This is a genomic window from Arthrobacter sp. NyZ413, from assembly GCF_049390645.1.
GTDB lineage: Bacteria > Actinomycetota > Actinomycetes > Actinomycetales > Micrococcaceae > Arthrobacter.
This window is the reverse complement of record NZ_CP155434.1, coordinates 4,343,006-4,361,104: the sequence shown is the minus strand read 5'-3', so window position 1 is coordinate 4,361,104 and position 18,099 is coordinate 4,343,006. Positions and strand designations below refer to the sequence as shown.

At 63.2% G+C, this 18,099-nt stretch carries 20 protein-coding genes; 6 read left to right on the top strand and 14 right to left on the bottom strand.

Annotated features, from left to right (window positions below; translation table 11 throughout):
- Nucleotides 1-5: 5 nt before the first annotated feature.
- From ABCW42_RS20365 to ABCW42_RS20345, 5 genes are all read right to left on the bottom strand, one after another.
- Nucleotides 6-1,547 (bottom strand): sugar ABC transporter ATP-binding protein, encoded by a 1,542-nt coding sequence (locus ABCW42_RS20365; RefSeq protein WP_423182893.1) that lies wholly within the window; start codon nt 1,545-1,547, stop codon nt 6-8.
- Nucleotides 1,548-1,558: 11 nt separating this feature from the next.
- A complete protein-coding gene (locus ABCW42_RS20360) occupies nt 1,559-2,638 on the bottom strand; it encodes a sugar ABC transporter substrate-binding protein (protein ID WP_423182892.1) in 1,080 nt (359 codons plus the stop codon).
- Between the two features lie 76 nt (nt 2,639-2,714).
- Nucleotides 2,715-3,686: a 1-phosphofructokinase family hexose kinase gene (locus tag ABCW42_RS20355; RefSeq protein WP_423182891.1), complete on the bottom strand. Its 972-nt coding sequence runs from the start codon at nt 3,684-3,686 to the stop codon at nt 2,715-2,717.
- A complete protein-coding gene (locus ABCW42_RS20350; RefSeq protein WP_423182890.1) occupies nt 3,683-4,489 on the bottom strand; it encodes a DeoR/GlpR family DNA-binding transcription regulator in 807 nt (268 codons plus the stop codon). The genes ABCW42_RS20355 and ABCW42_RS20350 overlap by 4 nt, the downstream gene beginning before the upstream one ends.
- Complete coding sequence (locus ABCW42_RS20345) at nt 4,486-5,871, bottom strand: FGGY-family carbohydrate kinase (RefSeq protein ID WP_423182889.1); 1,386 nt, start codon at nt 5,869-5,871, stop codon at nt 4,486-4,488. Before ABCW42_RS20345 ends, ABCW42_RS20350 begins: the two co-directional genes overlap by 4 nt.
- Nucleotides 5,872-5,997: 126 nt before the next feature.
- On the opposite strand from ABCW42_RS20345, the gene ABCW42_RS20340 reads away from it, so the two are divergent.
- The 4 genes from ABCW42_RS20340 to ABCW42_RS20325 all read left to right on the top strand — a co-directional run bounded on the left by ABCW42_RS20340 (nt 5,998) and on the right by ABCW42_RS20325 (nt 8,830).
- Nucleotides 5,998-6,849, top strand: coding sequence for a class II fructose-bisphosphate aldolase (locus ABCW42_RS20340; RefSeq protein WP_423182888.1), 852 nt, complete (start codon nt 5,998-6,000; stop codon nt 6,847-6,849).
- On the top strand, nt 6,846-7,790 hold the full coding sequence (locus tag ABCW42_RS20335; RefSeq protein ID WP_423182887.1) for an aldose 1-epimerase family protein: 945 nt from the start codon (nt 6,846-6,848) through the stop codon (nt 7,788-7,790). The genes ABCW42_RS20340 and ABCW42_RS20335 overlap by 4 nt, the downstream gene beginning before the upstream one ends.
- Nucleotides 7,787-8,056 (top strand): hypothetical protein, encoded by a 270-nt coding sequence (locus tag ABCW42_RS20330; RefSeq protein WP_423182886.1) that lies wholly within the window; start codon nt 7,787-7,789, stop codon nt 8,054-8,056. The genes ABCW42_RS20335 and ABCW42_RS20330 overlap by 4 nt, the downstream gene beginning before the upstream one ends.
- Before the next feature lie 147 nt (nt 8,057-8,203).
- A complete protein-coding gene (locus ABCW42_RS20325; RefSeq protein WP_423182885.1) occupies nt 8,204-8,830 on the top strand; it encodes an FMN reductase in 627 nt (208 codons plus the stop codon).
- A 19-nt stretch (nt 8,831-8,849) separates the two neighbouring features.
- Here the strand turns inward: ABCW42_RS20325 and ABCW42_RS20320 are convergent, their stop codons facing one another.
- Nucleotides 8,850-9,425 carry a hypothetical protein gene (locus tag ABCW42_RS20320; protein ID WP_423182884.1) on the bottom strand — a complete coding sequence of 192 codons (576 nt, stop codon included), beginning with the start codon at nt 9,423-9,425 and terminating at the stop codon, nt 8,850-8,852.
- 3 nt (nt 9,426-9,428) lie between these two features.
- Nucleotides 9,429-9,884 carry a hypothetical protein gene (locus tag ABCW42_RS20315; RefSeq protein ID WP_423182883.1) on the bottom strand — a complete coding sequence of 152 codons (456 nt, stop codon included), beginning with the start codon at nt 9,882-9,884 and terminating at the stop codon, nt 9,429-9,431.
- Nucleotides 9,885-10,508: 624 nt separating this feature from the next.
- On the opposite strand from ABCW42_RS20315, the gene dnaB reads away from it, so the two are divergent.
- Nucleotides 10,509-11,888: a replicative DNA helicase gene (gene dnaB / locus ABCW42_RS20310; RefSeq protein ID WP_423182882.1), complete on the top strand. Its 1,380-nt coding sequence runs from the start codon at nt 10,509-10,511 to the stop codon at nt 11,886-11,888.
- A 46-nt stretch (nt 11,889-11,934) separates the two neighbouring features.
- On the opposite strand, the gene ABCW42_RS20305 is transcribed toward dnaB, so the two are convergent.
- Nucleotides 11,935-12,369 carry a hypothetical protein gene (locus ABCW42_RS20305; RefSeq protein ID WP_423182881.1) on the bottom strand — a complete coding sequence of 145 codons (435 nt, stop codon included), beginning with the start codon at nt 12,367-12,369 and terminating at the stop codon, nt 11,935-11,937.
- Nucleotides 12,370-12,550: 181 nt separating this feature from the next.
- Between ABCW42_RS20305 and ABCW42_RS20300 the strand changes: the two genes are divergently transcribed.
- Nucleotides 12,551-13,642 carry an AI-2E family transporter gene (locus ABCW42_RS20300; RefSeq protein WP_423182880.1) on the top strand — a complete coding sequence of 364 codons (1,092 nt, stop codon included), beginning with the start codon at nt 12,551-12,553 and terminating at the stop codon, nt 13,640-13,642.
- Here ABCW42_RS20300 and ABCW42_RS20295 read toward each other — a convergent pair.
- The 6 genes from ABCW42_RS20295 to ABCW42_RS20270 all read right to left on the bottom strand — a co-directional run bounded on the left by ABCW42_RS20295 (nt 13,523) and on the right by ABCW42_RS20270 (nt 17,964).
- Nucleotides 13,523-14,200: a hypothetical protein gene (locus ABCW42_RS20295; protein WP_423182879.1), complete on the bottom strand. Its 678-nt coding sequence runs from the start codon at nt 14,198-14,200 to the stop codon at nt 13,523-13,525. The genes ABCW42_RS20300 and ABCW42_RS20295 overlap by 120 nt on opposite strands.
- Before the next feature lie 440 nt (nt 14,201-14,640).
- On the bottom strand, nt 14,641-14,952 hold the full coding sequence (locus ABCW42_RS20290; protein WP_423182878.1) for a thioredoxin family protein: 312 nt from the start codon (nt 14,950-14,952) through the stop codon (nt 14,641-14,643).
- A gap of 28 nt (nt 14,953-14,980) precedes the next feature.
- Complete coding sequence (locus tag ABCW42_RS20285) at nt 14,981-15,832, bottom strand: DUF427 domain-containing protein (protein WP_423182877.1); 852 nt, start codon at nt 15,830-15,832, stop codon at nt 14,981-14,983.
- Between the two features lie 137 nt (nt 15,833-15,969).
- Nucleotides 15,970-16,524 (bottom strand): GMC oxidoreductase, encoded by a 555-nt coding sequence (locus ABCW42_RS20280; protein ID WP_423184960.1) that lies wholly within the window; start codon nt 16,522-16,524, stop codon nt 15,970-15,972.
- Between the two features lie 156 nt (nt 16,525-16,680).
- Nucleotides 16,681-17,424, bottom strand: coding sequence for a hypothetical protein (locus ABCW42_RS20275; protein WP_423182876.1), 744 nt, complete (start codon nt 17,422-17,424; stop codon nt 16,681-16,683).
- Nucleotides 17,425-17,520: 96 nt separating this feature from the next.
- Complete coding sequence (locus ABCW42_RS20270; protein WP_423182875.1) at nt 17,521-17,964, bottom strand: rhodanese-like domain-containing protein; 444 nt, start codon at nt 17,962-17,964, stop codon at nt 17,521-17,523.
- Nucleotides 17,965-18,099: the final 135 nt, after the last annotated feature.

Genomic DNA, 18,099 nt, shown 5'->3' with positions numbered 1-18,099 from the left:
TACGGTCAGTTGAATCGGTCGAGGATGGCGGCTTCACCGCGCTCTTCGATTTCGGCTCGGTCGACGGAGCCTGTGATGCGGCCACGGCTGAGGATCAGCACACGGTCGCACATGAGCGCCTCGTCGATTTCGGACGTGATGACGATGACGCTGCCGCCGCCTTCGACGAAGCCCCTGATCAGCTCATAAATCTCGAGCTTCGCGCCAACATCCACACCCCTGGTTGGTTCGACGATGATGAGGGTCTGGACGCCGCTGACGAGCCATTTGGCCAACGCCACCTTCTGCTGGTTGCCGCCGCTGAGGTTCCCGACGGGCTGGCCGACATGGGCCACCTTGATGGCCAGGGCGTCGCGCATCTTCAGGGCGGCGTTGAGTTCCCTGGCCTTGCTGAGGAAGAACCCCGGTGAGAACTTGGGAAGTGACGCCATGGTGATGTTCCGGGTCACGGACATCGCCAACACTAGGCCTTGGGTCTTGCGTTCTTCCGGGAGCAGGCCAAGCCCGAGGGCGATCGAATGTGCAGGATCTTGCCGCCGCCGGTTCCGGCCGTTGACCTTGAAGACGTCCGCCTGCGCTCTCTGTGAGCCGAACAAGGCTGCTGCCAACTGGCTTTGGCCATTGCCGGAGAGCCCGGCAACGCCCAGCACCTCGCCCTTGTGCAGGGTCAGGTCGACGCCATGAAGGTCCCGTCCGTCCCGAAGGCCGGCGACCTCGACGGCGGCCTGGCCGCCCGTGCGCCCGACGCCAAGGCGGGCATGGTCGCCGCCGAATTGGAGCTTTTTGGACTTTTCCGCGCTGACCCCGCCGAGCATGGCCTGAAGGATGACGGAGTGCTGGCCCTCGTCGGCGTCGTAGAGGCCTACCCGCTTGCCGTCGCGGAAGACAGAGATCTTGTCGCAGATCTCGTACATCTCGTCGAAATGGTGGGAGATGTAAATGATCGCGATGCCCAGTGCCTTCAGCTGTGTCAATAGCGCGAACAGTTGCCGGACGTCGTGGCGGGGGAGGGTGGCCGTGGGTTCGTCGAGGATGAGGATGCGGGCATCCCGGCTCATGGCCTTGGCGATCTCCACCGCCTGGCGGTGCGCAATCGGCAACGATGCCACAGTGGCACGGACGTCGATGTCGAAACCGAGCCGCTGCAACTGCGTGGCTGCCTGCTCACGTACTTTGCGCCAGTTGACGGTGCCGGCGGCCGTTCGTGGAAGGTCGCCCACATAGACGTTTTCAGCAACGGACAAGTGCGGGACAAGGCTCAGTTCCTGGTGGACCGTCATGATCCTGGCCCGCTGGGCTGCCTGCGGGCTGTCCAGGCTGACCGGGTTTCCGTCGATGAGAACGGTGCCTGCATCCGGTTTCTCCACACCGGAAAGGATTCGAACCAGGGTGGACTTCCCCGCACCGTTCTGTCCTGCGATGCCGTGGATTTCTCCTGGCATGATGTCGAGATCGATTCCGCTCAAAGCCTTGGTGCCGGGATAGGACTTGGAGACTCCCGAGACCGAAATCAGTGGGCGGAGGGTTAGCTCAGCGGGCGCAGTCATGGCGGATCCGCTTACTCGGCGCCAGCGAAGGCGAGGTTGTCGGTGACGTACTTGCCGGCGTCGGACGGGGTTACCGCGAGCGGGGGCAGGATCCTGGTGGCCGGGCTTCCGGTGCACTTGCCGGTCGACTGGCCGTTGACGGCGGCGATCGCCTCGTCCACGGCATAGGCGGCCTGCAGCGCCGGCTGGTTCAGGCCATCGGCGACGACGTTCGACGACGGATTGGCGGCCATTGCCTTGATCACGTCCATGCCGCCGTCGAAACCGGCGATGATGACGTTGGTCTTGCCGCTCTGGTCCATCAGTCCGGCGCCCTTGAGGGCCTCCGTCACTGCGGGCATCACGACGTCGGTCTGGTTGAAGACAACGTCGACGTCCGGGTTTCCGGCCAGGACATTCCGCATTGCGGTCAGGGTCTTGTCCGGGAGGGCTTCGCCGTAATTGTTGGGGATCCGCTTCGTTTTCACGCCGGGGTGTTTCGCCATGTAGTCGTTCCAGCCCTTCATGAACCCGTCCTCGCGGCTTTGCGTCACGAGTTCCTGGGGGAACAGCGCCTGGATGTAGAGGTTGATGGTTGAGTTTTCGCCCTTCTTCGCGACTGCGGCGGCAGCCGCTTTCTCGCCGACCAGTGCGGCGGTGGCTTCGCCGTCGTCGTGCAGGTTGCAGGTGACCTTTTTCGCGAGTTCCTCCGAGACACGGTCGTTGACGACGATCACGGGGATCCCGGCGGCCTTGGCCGCTTCTATCCCGCCGGCCACGTTGCGGTCGCCGACCGGCTCGATGATGATCGCTTTCGCTCCTTTGTTGATGAACGTGCGCATTTGCTGGATTTGCGTCTGGGCGCTTCCCTGCGCATCGACGGCTTCCATGGTCCATCCCTTGGAGGTGCCCGACTTGACCGCTCCCTCGGACATCGTGCTCAGCCAGGAGTTTCCGGCGATGAACCGCATTGAGATGCCGATCAGGCCTTTTTCATTTCCTGACGCCGACGTGGCGGAGGTTGCCGAACCCCCGCAGCCGGTGGTCAGAAAGAGTGCTCCGACAGAAAATGCCGAAACGAGAGCGAGCCGCGCTGTTCGCTTTGTAGACATGGTGCTCCTTGAAAATGGGTAGGGTGTAGCCAGACAGGGACCCGGCCCTGGTTTGGCTGTGGGAGGCGGAGGGGTTCTAGGTGCGGATTACTACGGGACTTCCGGGTACTTCGCAAGGTTCCAAGAGGGCTCGGTCACGGTCGAGATCGTCGCTGATGTCCACCTCTATGCGGCTCCTCGGGCCGCGGTAAAGAGTGCCCTCATTTTGGACGGACGCTGCCGCCCAGGCCATGCCTTCCCGAAGGGCATGGGTTCCTTTGGCACCGCCGGCAAGGAAGCCGGCAAGCATTGCGTCACCCGCGCCAACTGCGCTGACAACGCGTTCAACCGGAGCATGTCCGAAGTAGCAGCCCGAACCGTCGAGGAGGATTGCTCCGTCCGATCCGAGGCTGGCCAGTACGGCCCCGGCCCCTTGACGCCGGAGCTCGGAAGCGGCGTCGACGACGTCACCGAGCGTTTCCAGCGATCTTCCGGTGAGCTCCGCCAGCTCTCCGGCATTGGGCTTGACCAGGTCAGGCCCGTAGGGCAGCACGCTGCGCAAGGCCTCCCCTGAGGTGTCCACGGCAACCCGGGCGTTCAGCCTTCGGGCCCCGATGACCAAATCGATGAACAGGTTTTCGACATCGCCGTCCGGGAGCGTTCCGCACAGGACCAGCCAGTCGCCCGCTTTGACTCGCGACAATGCGGCTTCGACCAACGCCGTGGCTTCGGCGTTGTCCAGGACCGGGCCGATCTCGTTGATTTTCGTGACGGTTGCGTCCGGTTCCACCAGGCTGACGTTGTTGCGGATTTCCTGGGCGATCGGAACTGTCACGTGCGGGACATCGAGGGTCGAGAGCATCCCGGTGATCTGTTGCCCGGCCATGCCACCCGCCGGCAGGATTGTGAGCACGTCCAGTCCATGGGCGTGGAGCGCGACGGCGACATTGACGCCTTTGCCGCTTGGCTCGCTGTAGCCGCGGGAACTGCGGATTACTCCGCCGTGCGGCAGGGCCTCGATGCAAAGCGTGCGGTCCACGCTCGGGTTGGGTGAGACGGTGATGATCATGCCAGCTCCACCTCGACCCCGGCGCCACGTATTGCTTCGCAGGCCTGCTCGTCGATCCCGGAGTCGGTAATGACCAGGTCGATGTCCGCGAGGTCGGCATGTTTGGTGTTGCTGACGGATCCGAATTTGGTGTGGTCGGTCAGGAGGATCCTCTGCCTTGCGCTTGCCAGCATGAGCCGCTTGATGGCCGCCTCTGCGGGGTCCGGAGTGGTCAGGCCCCTTTCCACGGATATTGCACTAGCTCCGAGGAATGCGACATCTACGTTGATGTCGGCCAAGGCGCGTGCTGCCCAATCGTCGACTTCGGCGACAGTCAAGGGGCGGACCCGGCCTCCCAAGGTGTACACAGTCACGAGTGGACGGTCCAACAACGTAAGGGCGATGCTGAGGGTGTTCGTGTACACGGTCAACTCGCGATCGTGGGGGAAGAGTTCGGCCAGGCGGGCGGTGGTTGAGCCGGCGTCGAACAAGACCGAACCAGCGCGGGGCAGATGCCGCAAGGCGGCCCTCGCGATGCGGGTTTTCTCTTCGCTGTGGTCAGTGCGGGTGGATACCGCCGGCTCATAAACCATGCGCCCGACCGGCACCGCCCCGCCATGGACACGCCGGAGCAGGCCCAGTTGGTCCAAGGCCATGAGGTCCTTGCGGACCGTTTCATTCGTGACGCCGAGTTCACCGGCTATCGCCGCGGAATCAGCGCGGCCTTCCGAACGCAGCCGGGAAAGGATGAGCTCGCGGCGCTGTTCCGGATAGGGCGCGCGGTTGTCGGGGCGCACATCGATCCGTTCCGAGGAGGCAGTCATGAGGCTTTCCTTTCCAGCCTGTCGAGTCCGGATTCTGCTCGGACGAGACCGGCGTAGCCGGGGAAGTCGTAGACGGAGGAGTAGATGCCCGCGGCCAGGCCGCCAAAGAGGGCGGCACCCCGGGCTCCGGCTTCGCTCACCGGTGTCAGGTCCAGGGGTCCGAAAACGCGTTCCTTTGTCCGAAGGAGACCGGCGCTGCGGGACCAGCCACCCGTTACGACGAACCGTGAGTGGCCACCTGCGGCCCGGACCATGGCATCGTCTATTTCCTTGGCTTCACGGGTCACTTCTTCCAACGCCGCCTGCCAGACATCTGCCGGCTCCGCTGAAGGGGTGATGCCTTTAATAGTCGTAGACCCCTTGTCATCGGTCTCGACTTGGATTTCGTTGGGGTTTACGCGTCCTCTTGCCGCGTCGAGCCTGGCGACGTCACCGCTACCTGAGCCGAGCAAAGACAGAATGCTTTGGAGCGTCAAGCCGCCTTGCGTCCCGCCGAGCAGTGTCCATTTGTTTTCGAAGACAGACCAGCCTGCCGTAATTCCGGCTCGGGTCAGCTCAACGAGCGTTGCTGCATCGAGCCTCGGATCGATAATCCGGACAAGGGCCTCCGCAGTGCCGCAGGAGTCCAACGCATCCCCGGGCCGGAAAGCGCCGGTGCCTGCCACGGCTGCCTGGTGGTCGTGACCGGCCACCGTGATGACGGCCCCTTCCAAACGGGAGAGCCCGGCTTGCGGGGAAACCACGCCGAGGTCGGAACCGGCCGTAACCAGTTCCGGCATGAGGCCTTTGTTCGCACCGGACCATTCGAGGGCTTCGTCCCACCACGTGCGTCCGGAAAGGTCGAACCAACCGGTCCGCGATGCCAGGGAAAGCTCGGATACCGGGGCTGCCCCGAGCGAGAACGCGATCCATTCGGCCATGTTCAGCCTCATGACTGCACCGCGGGATTCCGGAACATGGCGCATCAGCCACTTGTGCTTGGTGAGTGACCACTGCGCGCGGAGGGGCAGGCCCGTCTTCACCGCGAAGGCGTCGTCCGGGACAGCTGAGCGGAGGTAGTCCAGTTCGGAGGCGTCCCGAGTGTCATGCCAGGCGATCACAGGAGCGAGGGGAACGTTTGCGGAGTCCAACAAGACGCCGGACTCGCCCATGCTCGTGATGCCCAGTGCCGCCACGCTGCCTCCAGGCCGGCGATCCAGTGCCCCGGCCAGGGCGGATTTCGCCGCAACTACGAGTTCGGCGGCATCCAACTGGACTCCCATTGCAGTGACCATCCAAGGGGTGTCGGCGCGGCCCTCGGCCAGTGCCCGGCCTTCGTCGTCGAAGAGGACCGCCTTGATGGAAGTCGTTCCGACATCCAGTCCCATCAGAAGCACTTTCACACCTCCTTCTTCTTGGTTGATTGGAATCTATTGGATATTGTTGTGTTTCATTGGAGATGTTGTCAAGCTCACAATGTGATCGCCTTGGCGGTCCCCACACCACAGAGCAAACAAGGAGTGTCAGATATGCCTTTGGCCCACACCGGGGATCTCTTGCGGGAAGCAGCCCAAAACGGCACCGGGCTCGGAGCCTTTAATGTCGTCAGCCTGGAACTTGGCGAAGCAATCGTTGAGGCCGCCGAGCAAGCGCAACTGCCTGCGGTTCTCCAGGTCAGCGAGAACTGCATCAGGTTCCACCGTGGAAACCTGGTTCCGCTGGTCACCGGGCTCGGGGCACTGGCCTCGACGAGTTCGGTGCGAGTGTCACTTCACCTGGACCATATTGAAGATGAGGAATTGCTTCGCCAAGCGGCAGGCACCTCGGTTACCTCCGCCATGTTCGACGCTTCCAAGCTCCCTTTCGAAGCAAACGTCGCCGCATCCCGCGCGATCGGACAATGGGCGCATGGGCAGGGTTGGCACGTAGAAGCGGAGCTCGGGGAAGTGGGGGGCAAGGATGGCGCGCACGCGCCCGGAGCCAGGACTGATCCATTCGACGCTGAGCGCTTTGTCGCGGAGGCCGGCGTCGACTCATTGGCCATCGCGATCGGCAGTTCGCATGCGATGACTTCACGGACCGCGCACTTGGACCACGAGTTGCTTGCTCGCATCCATGCCGCAGTTCCAGTCCCTCTGGTGTTGCATGGCTCGTCCGGTGTGCCTGACGAAGAGCTGAGGTCTGCCATTGCGGGGGGAATCACCAAGGTCAACGTGGGGACCATCGTCAACGTCGCGTTCACCCGGGCAGTGCGGGAAAGCCTCGCGGATCCCGGCTTGGTCGATCCGCGCAAGTACCTGGCCCCTGCCCGCGGCGAGGTAACCGCCCTGGTTCGCGACATGTTGGAACTCATTTCCATCCCGAAAGCGGCAGCTCTGTGAATGCCGGCGAATTCAACCCATTGGGCGAGCATGCAATCTCCGCTTCGGGCTACACCGCCGTCATTACGGAAAGCGGGGCCGCTGTCCGAAGCCTGACGTTCAATCGCCGCGACCTGATTGTCCCCTTCGCGCAGGGAGAGTCCATGCCGGATTACCGCGGCGCCCTGGTAGCTCCATGGCCAAACCGAATTCCAGACGGCCGTTACCGCTTCAGGGGGGTGGATCTCCAAGTGCCCATCAACGAGCCGGCCAGAGGGGCCGCCCTGCACGGGCTGGTGTCCCACAGTCCGTGGACTTTGCTGTACCGGGAAGACGCGAGCTTATGCTTGCGCTATCACCTGCAGCCCAGTCGCGGCTATCCGTTCTCGGTACTCCTCCATGTCAAATACTGGATCGACGAGGTGGGCTTCCACACGGCGGTCGTGGCAACAAACACGGGGTCCCACGCGGCACCTTACGGAGTTTGCCCGCACCCTTACCTGGTCGCCGGCCCGTCGCCCTTGAGCGACTGGATCCTCGAACTGAATGCCGGATCGTTCCTCGATGTCACGCCTGACCGCCTGATACCCATCCGCAGGGTCCCGGTGGCAGGCTCGGCCTTCGACTTCCGAACTCCGCGCCCGCTGGGCGAGGTACGGATTGACAATGCCTTCACCGAGCTCGAATTTGGGCCGGATGGCAGGGCGCACCTCCGGCTGACGGATCCGAGCGGAACCGGCGTCGCAATGTCGTGGGATGCTGCCTGCGGCTGGGTCCAGTTGCATACCGCGGACCACCACATACCCGAACGGCACCGCCTCGGCCTGGCTGCGGAACCCATGTCCTGCCCGCCCAACGCCTTCAACTCGGAGGAGAACCTTGTGCTGCTTCCGCCTGGTGATGTTCACGAAGCTGCCTGGAGCATCCATGGCATAGGCGGTCACCAAGGAAGCGGCGTATGAGAAGGTCGCGCCGGAAGCGAGGCGAGGCAGGACAGGCGCCCCCGGAGCATGCGCCCCGGGACTGGACCGGGCTTGAAGTCGGAGTCGACGTTGAGGTGCAGCTTCCGAACCGGCCCGCGTACCTGGGCGAGATAGACGCCAAGTCTCCGGATTCGAAAATCGTGTGGGTCATCAGCAAGGACGGCAGCGGGCGCAAAATGTACGGTGATTGGGAAGGCGTCAGCGTCTATCGCTTGGATCGACCCAGGTTATCCGTCTACCGCTGAGCCCCATCGTCGTCGCTGGGGTCCTTCCTCACCGGCCATCTGTGCAGTGCCGGAATAAACCCCCGTGTCCCGCGGTTTGTGGATATAGATGCAAATGCATGTACTCTGGGGGTGAAGCCCAGAGTCGTCGATCAAGAGGAGATCGCCATGGAGACCCGCCGCATTACCGTTCTTTCCGCCGGACTTGGCGTTCCGTCGTCGAGCAGGCTCCTTGCCGACCAGCTCGCCGCGGCCGCGAAGCGCCACTTGGGCGAGGCCGGCTACGAGGTGCGCGTGGACATTGTTGAGCTCCGGGACCTGGCAGTGGATATCGCCAACAATTTCGTGACCGGTTATGCCGCGCCGCGCCTCGCTGAAGTGATCGCCGGCGTCGAGGACTCCGATGGGATCATCGCCGTCACGCCGGTTTTCAGCGCCTCATACAGCGGGTTGTTCAAGTCCTTCATCGACGTCCTCGACCCCAAGTCGCTTGACGGCAAGGCGGTGCTGCTCGCCGCTACCGGCGGAACGGACCGGCACCAAATGGTGCTCGATTACGCCATGCGGCCGCTTTTCACCTACCTGCGGACCCGCATGACGCAGACTTCCGTTTTTGCCGGTCCCCAGGACTGGGGAAACACTGACGACGGCGGATCCGCCTTGTCGGTGCGCGTGGACCGGGCGGCTGGCGAACTCGCCCAGCTCTTGCGCGGAGAGCAGCCGCACCGCAAGGCCGACCCGATGGAATCCTTGCCTTTTGAGCAGCTCCTCGCGGGAATCACGGCGGGGCGCTAGGCGTACCCAGCCGCGGGCCCTAGTCGTCCAGGAGCTCGAGGAACTCGCGTGCCTGTTTCATGCTGATATCTGAATGCTTGGTCAGGGCCAGGGCGGCTCCCTCGATGTCGCCGCTCTTGGCCAAAGTGCGGATCCGCCCGTAGATCTCGTCATTGAGCATGTTGCTGCTTACCTCGCGCGTTACGTCTCCCTTGCTGGCGATGGCCCGGTACCGGTACGAAAAGTGCTCCGGCTCGTCGTCGTCGGGCACAAGGTCCTGCGGGGCGGGCTCGGGCCGCCGGAAGGGTTGCGGGTGCGCGGCGAGGGCGCCGACGGCGTCACGCGAGGCGCGCAGTCCCTCCCCGGTAGCGCCGAGGTACAGCTTGATGGCCGCCATGGCCTGTCCCTGGGCGATCAGGGAATACAGTTGGCGGTGCTGGTCCTCGCTCAGCTTCGCCGCGGCCTCACGGGCCAGCTCCACTGGATCCACAGGCGTTCTGGCGGAGGCCGCATTGTCGCGCCGTTCGTTTGCCCGCCGCGACAGCATGCGGCTGACCAGCAGCACGCAGGCAACCACGGCCAGCAGGATGAGGACCGGGACGAGTAGGGATTGCATGCGTTAAAGCCGATCTACGTAGTTCTTGGCGGTCGATAGGTCCATATGGGTTTGCTGCCGGAGTAGCTTGATGGCCTGGATCTTCTGCCCGTTACGGACCATGCCCTGGAGCTGCAGGGCGAGCTGAGGATTCAACTGTCCGTTGGGAAGGATGGGACCGTTGTAGCCGGCCATGCCGCTGCCAGGAATGATCCCGGCTTGATGGCCGACCGGCGGGGGCTGCTGGACATTCTGTTTCGGCTTGGTCGCGGCGTAGACGCTGGCCCGTGCGGCGGTGGCCTGCTGGACCTGCGCCGCTTGGTGCGCGGCCGAACGGGCAGCGAGCTCGCGCTGGTAGCGTTCGGCGTCGGACAGTCCTGAGTTGCGCGGTTTGAGTGCCGCCGTCAGGGCCCACAAAACCGCTATAAGGATGACAACGGGTGTTGCCACCAGTAGCACATCCCCCATAGTGAAACCCATACTTAGAGCTTATGCCAGAACGTAGTTATCCACAGCACATTCCTGCGGAAGGATAGCTTCTGAGAGCGCGGTGTCAAATTCGGCGCGCATTTGTGGTCGGCATCACTTTTTCGGCTTGCTTTTGGAATATTCGCGGGATGAATGGGCTCTTGCGTGCAGTATCCGTGCCGGCTCCTGTGGATGAGCCAAGGGTAAAAATACTTTTGTTCCACATGGGGTGGAGAATGTTTTCCCAGCTCAGAGGCACGTTCTGGCGAAAAGAAATTCCCTTTCCACAGGGAAGTGCACAGACTGTGCACAAGTAGCGGTGTGTATTCCACAGTTTATCCACAGGCCCGGCTTTGTGGGGAGGAAAAGCGGGGATAACGTATCTGGGTACCTACTTCAGGTACCTGGAAAACCTTATTTTCACTAGTTCGACGCCACCGCGTTGACGATCAGCGACGCCCTCGCGAGGCGGTCTGTGGATAACTTGTGGAAAACGGGGAAATCCTTATTTTGTCGGTACTCCACCCCAAACTTGGACCAGCCGGCAATCATCGTGCGAAGGACCCAGCCACGTCTAGGCCGGGGCTGACGCACTGCCGGGAATAGATATCTGCCGCGGTACACATGGAGGTCGGCTTGTCAGTTACGCACTTGGATTCGATTGAGGGCGGCCGCGCATCGGAAGCGAGCCGGAAGCCTCCTCAGGACATCCCTGCCGAACAGTCGGTCCTCGGCGGCATGATGCTGTCCAAGGATGCGATTGCCGACGTCGTGGAGATTGTGCGAGGCCACGATTTCTACCGCCCGGCCCACGAGACCATTTACGAGTCGATCATCGATCTCTACGGACGTGGAGAACCCGCGGACGCCGTCACGGTGTCCGACGAGCTGACCAAGCGCGGCGAGATTAACCGGATCGGCGGTCCCGCTTACCTGCACGAGCTCATCCAGACCGTGCCGACGGCAGCCAACGCGGGCTACTACGCCGAGATCGTTGCCGAGCGCGCTGTCCTTCGCCGTCTCGTCAACGCTGGCACAAAGATCGTGCAGATGGGGTACGGCCAGGACGGCGAGGTGGAAGACCTCGTCAACCAGGCCCAGGCCGAGGTCTACGCCGTTGCCGAACGCCGCACCGCGGAAGACTATGTGGCGCTCAAGGACGTCATGGAGTCCACGGTGGACGAAATCGAGGCGTCGGGCCACCGCGGCGAAGGCATGACGGGTGTTCCCACGGGATTCTATGAGCTCGATGAGCTTACGCATGGGTTGCACCCGGGCCAGATGATCGTCATTGCCGCGCGCCCCGCCGTCGGTAAGTCCACCTTCGCGCTGGACTTCGCCCGCTCGGCCGCCATCAAGAACAACCTCTCCACGGTGATGTTCTCCCTCGAAATGGGTCGGAACGAGATCGCCATGCGCCTCCTGTCCGCGGAGGCAACCATCGGCCTCCAGGACCTCCGGAAGGGCACCATCAAGGACGAGCAATGGTCCAAGATCGCCACCACCATGGGCCGCATGAACGATGCCCCCCTGTTTATCGACGACAGCCCGAACATGTCCCTCATGGAAATCCGGGCCAAATGCCGCCGCCTCAAGCAGCAGCACGACCTCAAACTGGTGATCCTCGACTACCTCCAGCTCATGAGTTCAGGAAAGAAAGTGGAGTCGCGCCAGCAGGAAGTTTCCGAGTTCTCCCGTGCACTCAAACTGCTGGCCAAAGAACTCCAGGTTCCGGTCATCGCGCTCTCCCAGTTGAACCGTGGTTCCGAACAGCGCCAAGACAAGCGCCCCATGGTTTCCGACCTCCGTGAATCGGGATCCATCGAGCAGGACGCGGACATGGTGATCCTGCTCCACCGCGAAGACGTCTACGACAAGGAATCGCCCCGCGCAGGCGAAGCCGACATCCTCGTGGCGAAGCACCGCAACGGCCCCACAAAGGACATCGTGGTTGCCTTCCAAGGCCACTACTCGCGGTTTGCGAACATGGCGGGCGAAACGGGCGGCGGGTTCTAGGCTGGTTACTCCCGCGGGGACGCCGTGCCTCATCCGACGCTGGGAGTTATCGGACGCCGAGTGTGAAGAGGTAGCCGAACCAGGCGAGGTATCCGAGCATGTAAGCGAGTGTGTAGGGCCAGCGTGTGGTCAGGCGGCGCGGGGCTTCCTGATCGGCGTGGCGACCCGTGCCCGCGTACCCGAAAAGGCGGACGTCGGGCCGCTTTACGCCATACATCGCCACAGCCGCGAGCAGGAGTTCGGACGCCGACGCGGCGAGCAGGGGATAGCCCCTCCCGCCGTTCACCAAGGGCAGCACAGCGGTAAGGATGCCCTGTGCCGCCACAAGTCCCGCGTTGATCTTTCCGAGCCGTTCGTCGGCCGCTCCTCCTGCTTTGAGCATGGGAAACCTGTACCGGCCCCAGTAAGCCATCGTCAGCCCAAACACCACCATGGAAGCGACATGGAGCGGCGTCAGCAAGGCGAAGTCCCCTGTTCGCATGGGGTGAGTCTAAGACCGGGCGGCAGGGGGAGGCCATGTTTCTTCCGTCGTCCGTGCGCGAAAGTGCCGGGAGAAGGGTTGACCTTTCCCGCCTGGCGGGTTTTAGCCTGTTGGTACGAAACGGTGTGAGCAGGAAATCCGTGCGTTCCAAGAAGGAGAGGTCTACCGATGTCCCGATCCCGTGAAACGACCTGATCCCCGGGCAGGGCTGCCCGCCATCTGGGCTGATGGATTTGGCCGGGCCAGCATCCGATCCGTCCAGGCCCTGACCGTTGCCGCGTTCGCTTGGGCTGTTCTCTGGGCCCTGACCAGGGTGCCGCTGGTGGTCATCCCTGCCACGATCGCCGTCATCCTGTCTGCGGCTATTGCGCCCGCGGTGCGATGGCTCGCCAGCCGCGGTCTGCCAAGGGCCTTGGCCGTCGCGGTTTCCTTTTTGGCCATCCTGGCAGTCTTCGGCGGAGTCGTTACCGGCGTCGTGTTCCTCATCCGTAGCCAGTGGACGGATTTGAGGATGAAAGCTGTTGCCGGCATCGACCAACTGCACGACTTCCTTAACAACGGGCCCTTTCCGGTAAGCGATCAGCAGCTCAACGCCGCGCGCGAGTCGGTGCAACGGTTTTTCACGTCTGCTGCCTTCGGAACCGAGGCACTCAATGGAGTCCGGACCGTCGGGGACATCCTGGTTGCGACGGTCCTCATGGCCGTCACCTTGTTCTTTCTCCTGAAAGACGGAGCAATGATCAGGGGCTTCCTCATCGGCTTCCTGCCCGCCAACCACCGTGCCAAGGCTCACCTGGCGGCAGACCGCAGCGCAGTTGTCTTAGGTGGATACGTCCGCGGAACAGCGCTTGTCGCGGGCACCAACGGCCTCATCGTGACGGTCGCACTCCTGGTTCTGGGTGTCCCGCTGGCCTTGCCGTTGGGCGTGTTCGTGTTCATTGGCGGTTTCATACCGATTGTCGGCTCGACTGCCGCCGGCACCGTTGCGGTTGCGGTGGCTCTGATCTCCAACGGGCCGGTGACGGCGGTGATCGTTCTGGCCGTCATCGTTGGAGTGAACCAGTTGGAGCACCATTTCCTGCAACCGGTCCTGATGGGCAAAGTGCTGAGTATCCATGGCTTGGCAATCCTGCTGGCCTTGGCCGCAGGGACGCTACTGGCCGGCGTGATCGGGGCGTTGCTCGCAGTCCCGATCACCGCCGTCGGCTGGACCATCTTCAAAACACTGACCGGCCGGGAACCCGACCCGGCGACGGCGGATCACGGCTGCTGAGACCGTGCACGCTGCCAGCACGCCCGCGCCTGTCAGCCCCCACAAGACAATGTTCGAATCGGCCGTGCTGTTCGCCTGACTTGTTGCTGCTCCGGCATCGGTGATGCTGGAGACCGAGACGAGATTGGAATTGCCCTTGCCTTTGCCGTTCCCGGGATTGTTATTGCCGTTGTTCTCGCCCGTGTGGTTGCCGTTATTCACGGAGACGCGTGCGGAACGGGTATTGCCGGAAGTGGCCCCGACGGCGGTGATCATGTAATTGCCGGCGTTCGGGAAGGTGATGTTGGTAGAGAAAGCGCCGCTGGAGCCGGCGGTAACGCTGAGGGCTGCCGGTGCGGAGCCTTTCGGACCGCCGGTCTTTTCGAATGTGATGTTGACGGTTTCGCCCGGAACATATCCGCTGCCGGAGAAGGTGACGGATGCGCCGCGGTTAATCGTGCCGTCGGAAACGGTTCCCCATTCATTCCCGGGAGCCGGGTAGCTGTCTGCCATGGCTGGGGCGGTGCCAGCAAATAGGATTGTTCCCGCAAGGGCAAGTGCTGCAATGGATCTTTTCATTTGTCCCCCTGAACAAATTACGAAATTCACCTAATGGTGACGGATTTAATTGTCATGCGATAAATTGCCGAAATTCCATACCTGTAGCCAGCGTGACATTATCATTCGCGGCTTGTCCGCGGCAAGGCTGGGGCGGGGTGGTTGCAAAGGGTTAACCTGTGGTCTACCTGGCCGCCTCAGTACAGGCTTTCGGCTTCGAAGAATCCGGTTTGTGACAGCGTCAACACTAAGTATTACAAAAGACGTCAGCCATTCGACCCCCGAAGATTACGGCTCAACACAGGGCGCCATCTCTTCGCAGCTGAGGAATGTGAACGGAATCATTCCGGCGATCCGCGGTCCTGACTGATACCAGCAATTTCGAAGCCTGGGATTTTGGGACCACCATTATTCAGGGGGAACACTTCGACCGAACAGGTGACCGCCAGCTTTTGGACGAATCAAACGCCGCGGCCCGTGAGTGCCTGCTTGATTTGGTCGACGGTCGGCAGGCCCGCCAGGCCGCCCGGGGTTTGGTAGATCCGGCAGGCGAGGTCGCCGGTTGCCGCTCCGCCGGGGAAAATATCTGCACCGTCGAGGGTGATCGTCGGGGATCCGGCGAAGGCGGTGCCGACGGTGTCTGCCGGGGTATCGATCAGGCGCAGGTCGAATTCCCCGCGTTGGTGCCCCAATGCAATCAACGCCTCGTCGAGGCGTCGGGCTGCTTCGTCCGAATTCGGGCACTCGTTGATGTACAGAAGTTCAATCCTCATACAAAGTACTTTCCACAGCTGCGCGCATTCATTCCCGACGGTCCTGCGGGCGCGACCAAGGCGTCACCGGCCGTGGCTGCAGGACGCCGTCGACGGTCACGTCCAGCCTTTCATTGAAGAAGCTCACGAGGCCGTGGATTTGCGCGGCGTCGCGTAAAGGCCTTTTATAGCTCCACGCGATGTCCTTGCCACCCTCGCTACCGGGATACGTCCAGTAGCTGGCTTTCCCCTTGTACGCGCAAGCGGTCTGTTTGGCACTCTCTTCCATGAGGTCCAGCCGTACATCCTCGGGCGGGAAGTAGTAACGGACGGGAAGCAGCGTCTCATACAGGAGTTGCGCACTATTCGTGCTCGCGAGCGTGACGCCGTCGAGGGAGGCCGTCACCCCCTGCGACGACGCCCGGATGTCCACCCGGTGGAACGGGTCGCGGGGATGCGCGAGGATCTCCTCGTCATCCTCCCGCCATTCGAAGGCCGCGAAGTCCAGCACGACATACCCGGCCAGATCCGGATCATCAGGCCGGAACGCGGCGCCGGGCACCGCCGTCGTTCCCGTTACGACGTCAAGCGGCTCGCCCGCAGCGGTGTGCCGGCCGAATCCGGTGCGCGGATCAAACGACTGAGGCGCGCCCGCGGAAAGCCTCACGGCGACCTCGGGGACGTCGGTCGCTGGGGCACCCGCGGGACGGAGTTCCACCAGCATTTCTTCCTCCGGTACCGCATAAACCGGCGTAATGCGCTTCGGCTCCCAGACCAGCCAGGCGTGCAGGGTGTCGACGACGGCGTTCCCGCCAACGCTCGCACGGATCCGTTTGGGCGTGGGTTCGTAGCGCAATTGCGCGAAGGTCCCGACAATCACCTCGGACAGTTTGGTGGCCATCTTCCAAGAGTGGGCGCGGGATGGTGCGGCGTCAATGAGTGGCGGGCGGGCGCGACAGTGCCCGGCGTCCCGTCGGTGGTGAGGGACACCGGGCGTTGCCGCGGGTGATATTCCGAAGGGGGAGCCGGGCCTTCGGCTTACACGGTGCTGGTCGCGGTCAGCGCCCGGGGCTCGATGCCGAGAAGTCCGGCGGCAATCCGTGCGCCGATCATCGCGGTCGGGAGGTTGATGTTGCCGCGGGTGATGGTGGGCATGATCGAGGCGTCCGCAACGTAGAGGCCCGAGATTCCGTGGACATTGCCGTCAGGGCCGACGACGGCCGTGCGGTCCGTGGCGGGTCCCATCTTGCAGCTACCGGCCGGGTGGCAGTAGTTCACGATGTCGTCCAGTGGTGCGTTTTTCCCGGGGACCCGGTCCCCGAGGACGGCGGCGAGTTCGGGCTGGGCGACCATGGATTCGAGTAGCGCGAGGGCCTCGGAGAGGACGGTGCGGTCGTAGCCGGCGGGGTCGGTTCCGTAGCGGTGGTCGATGACCGGATTGACGACGTCCAGGTTGGCGTTCAGGGTGACGGAACCTTCCGAGCGGGCACGCATGGCACCACCGTAGAGGGTGATCGGGGGCAAGCCGGGGTGGCCGCTGTTTTCGCCGGCGACCATGAAGACGTGGATATCGTAGGGACCGTCGTCGCACATCGTACTCAAACCGCGCGCCCACCGAGGCGGTGCAGCCGTTGTGGGCGGAACACCCGCCCAGGATACGGGCGCGGGGCAAGCCCAGGGAAGGCCGAGGACGTCATCGTCGCGGGCTGACCAGCCCTGGCGGCACCGCTTTTTGTCCGGGCGCGACCGTTACGGAAGGACGTCTACGGAAACCAGCCCCGCGACGAGGGTGCCGAGCAGCGCGGCAGGTGCCAGGTATATGTTCGTGTCATTGATGGTGAGATTGTCTCCGCCCACCACCAGCACCGTGCCATTCCCCGCCACCCCCAGCCATGCGGCCTCGTCCAGGTCGGCCGGATCGAGTCGCTCTTGGAACGCGATTGCCCCGCCCGCGTTCAGCGTCAGTAGCCCCTCGCGGGTCATCCTGCATGTGAAACTGTCGGCAACTGGTCCTGAACCGCTGAGGATTTCGCCGATATCAGCGCTCATGGACAACTGAAAGCCTTGGGAGATCAGGCCAGTGACGAGTGCGGAGGCCATCTCCCCGCCGGGCTCCCGGAAGGACATTGTCGGCTTATAGGTAAAGACGATGACCGCCATGGTGGTGGCGGCCGCCCGGTCCTCGAGGAGGAGCCTGGCCGCATGCGGGGTGAACTCGACCGGTTCGCCATGTTTCGCGGTGAACATGAGAGAGGGCTCGCGGCAGGAGCGGTGGCAGATTTCCGGGGCAAAGGTGAAATATTCTGTGCCGTCGCGATCCGGACCTCCGGTGACGTGAACCGACAGGGACAAGGGACCTTGTGCAGATAGAGGTTGACGGCACTGGGCGCATGCGGTGGCTGTGGCCGCGGCGACCGCCACATAAGTTGTGGTGTCCCGCCCCTTGTAGGCCTCCAAGCCCGGGTCCCATTCGACGTTCATGGTTGTCGACATGCCTTCAACCTATTGGCAAGCATGCTGATAATCAACGGAATTCGGCCACGATGCCCGGGGCCGCGGATTGTCGGCGACCCTGGACAGGCAACCGACTCAGTGGGACTCGTTACGCTGGTGTGGCCTATTGCGCAGCGCCGCCCAGGCTTGGAAGCCGCCGATGAGGTCCGTTGCCCGGGTCAGCCCTAGCCGTTGCAAGGTGTGCGCAGCGAGGCTGGAGCTGTAGCCCTCATTGCAGACGATCACGATCCGCCGAGCGGGGTCGCCGGCGATCGGGAGCCGGTGGGGGCTGGATGGATCGAGCCGCCATTCGAGAACGTTCCGGTCGATGACGACTGCCCCTGGTAGATCGCCGTCACGTTCGCGCTGTTCGGCCGGTCGTGTGTCAACAACAAGGGCGCCGGCTGACATCTCACGTTCCAGGTCTGCCGGCTGAACACGCTCGAGCCCGGCCCGGCTCTCAAGTAGTAGTTGGTCGATCGTGAGCTTCCGCGTGCTGTTGTCCGCGACGCCGTCGTCGGAGATGTGGGACTGCTTCACCGGTGTCCTCGCTTGTCTGCTGAGAGGTCGGTCGCTCCGCCCTGAAGCGAAATGATGAGCTATCTTGATCGTCAATTTAGGCCCGTGCAAGGAGCCCGGTCAACGGCAGCACCGCCGTCGACACCCCCATCGGCG

Coding starts and splice junctions, on each gene's coding strand:
- ABCW42_RS20365 (WP_423182893.1), bottom strand. CDS start 1,547: ATGACTGCGCCCGCTGAGCTAACCCTCCGCCCACTGATTTCGGTCTCG.
- ABCW42_RS20360 (WP_423182892.1), bottom strand. CDS start 2,638: ATGTCTACAAAGCGAACAGCGCGGCTCGCTCTCGTTTCGGCATTTTCT.
- ABCW42_RS20355 (WP_423182891.1), bottom strand. CDS start 3,686: ATGATCATCACCGTCTCACCCAACCCGAGCGTGGACCGCACGCTTTGC.
- ABCW42_RS20350 (WP_423182890.1), bottom strand. CDS start 4,489: ATGACTGCCTCCTCGGAACGGATCGATGTGCGCCCCGACAACCGCGCG.
- ABCW42_RS20340 (WP_423182888.1), top strand. CDS start 5,998: ATGCCTTTGGCCCACACCGGGGATCTCTTGCGGGAAGCAGCCCAAAAC.
- ABCW42_RS20330 (WP_423182886.1), top strand. CDS start 7,787: ATGAGAAGGTCGCGCCGGAAGCGAGGCGAGGCAGGACAGGCGCCCCCG.
- ABCW42_RS20325 (WP_423182885.1), top strand. CDS start 8,204: ATGGAGACCCGCCGCATTACCGTTCTTTCCGCCGGACTTGGCGTTCCG.
- ABCW42_RS20320 (WP_423182884.1), bottom strand. CDS start 9,425: ATGCAATCCCTACTCGTCCCGGTCCTCATCCTGCTGGCCGTGGTTGCC.
- ABCW42_RS20315 (WP_423182883.1), bottom strand. CDS start 9,884: ATGGGTTTCACTATGGGGGATGTGCTACTGGTGGCAACACCCGTTGTC.
- ABCW42_RS20305 (WP_423182881.1), bottom strand. CDS start 12,369: ATGCGAACAGGGGACTTCGCCTTGCTGACGCCGCTCCATGTCGCTTCC.
- ABCW42_RS20295 (WP_423182879.1), bottom strand. CDS start 14,200: ATGAAAAGATCCATTGCAGCACTTGCCCTTGCGGGAACAATCCTATTT.
- ABCW42_RS20290 (WP_423182878.1), bottom strand. CDS start 14,952: ATGAGGATTGAACTTCTGTACATCAACGAGTGCCCGAATTCGGACGAA.
- ABCW42_RS20285 (WP_423182877.1), bottom strand. CDS start 15,832: ATGGCCACCAAACTGTCCGAGGTGATTGTCGGGACCTTCGCGCAATTG.
- ABCW42_RS20280 (WP_423184960.1), bottom strand. CDS start 16,524: ATGTGCGACGACGGTCCCTACGATATCCACGTCTTCATGGTCGCCGGC.
- ABCW42_RS20275 (WP_423182876.1), bottom strand. CDS start 17,424: ATGTCGACAACCATGAACGTCGAATGGGACCCGGGCTTGGAGGCCTAC.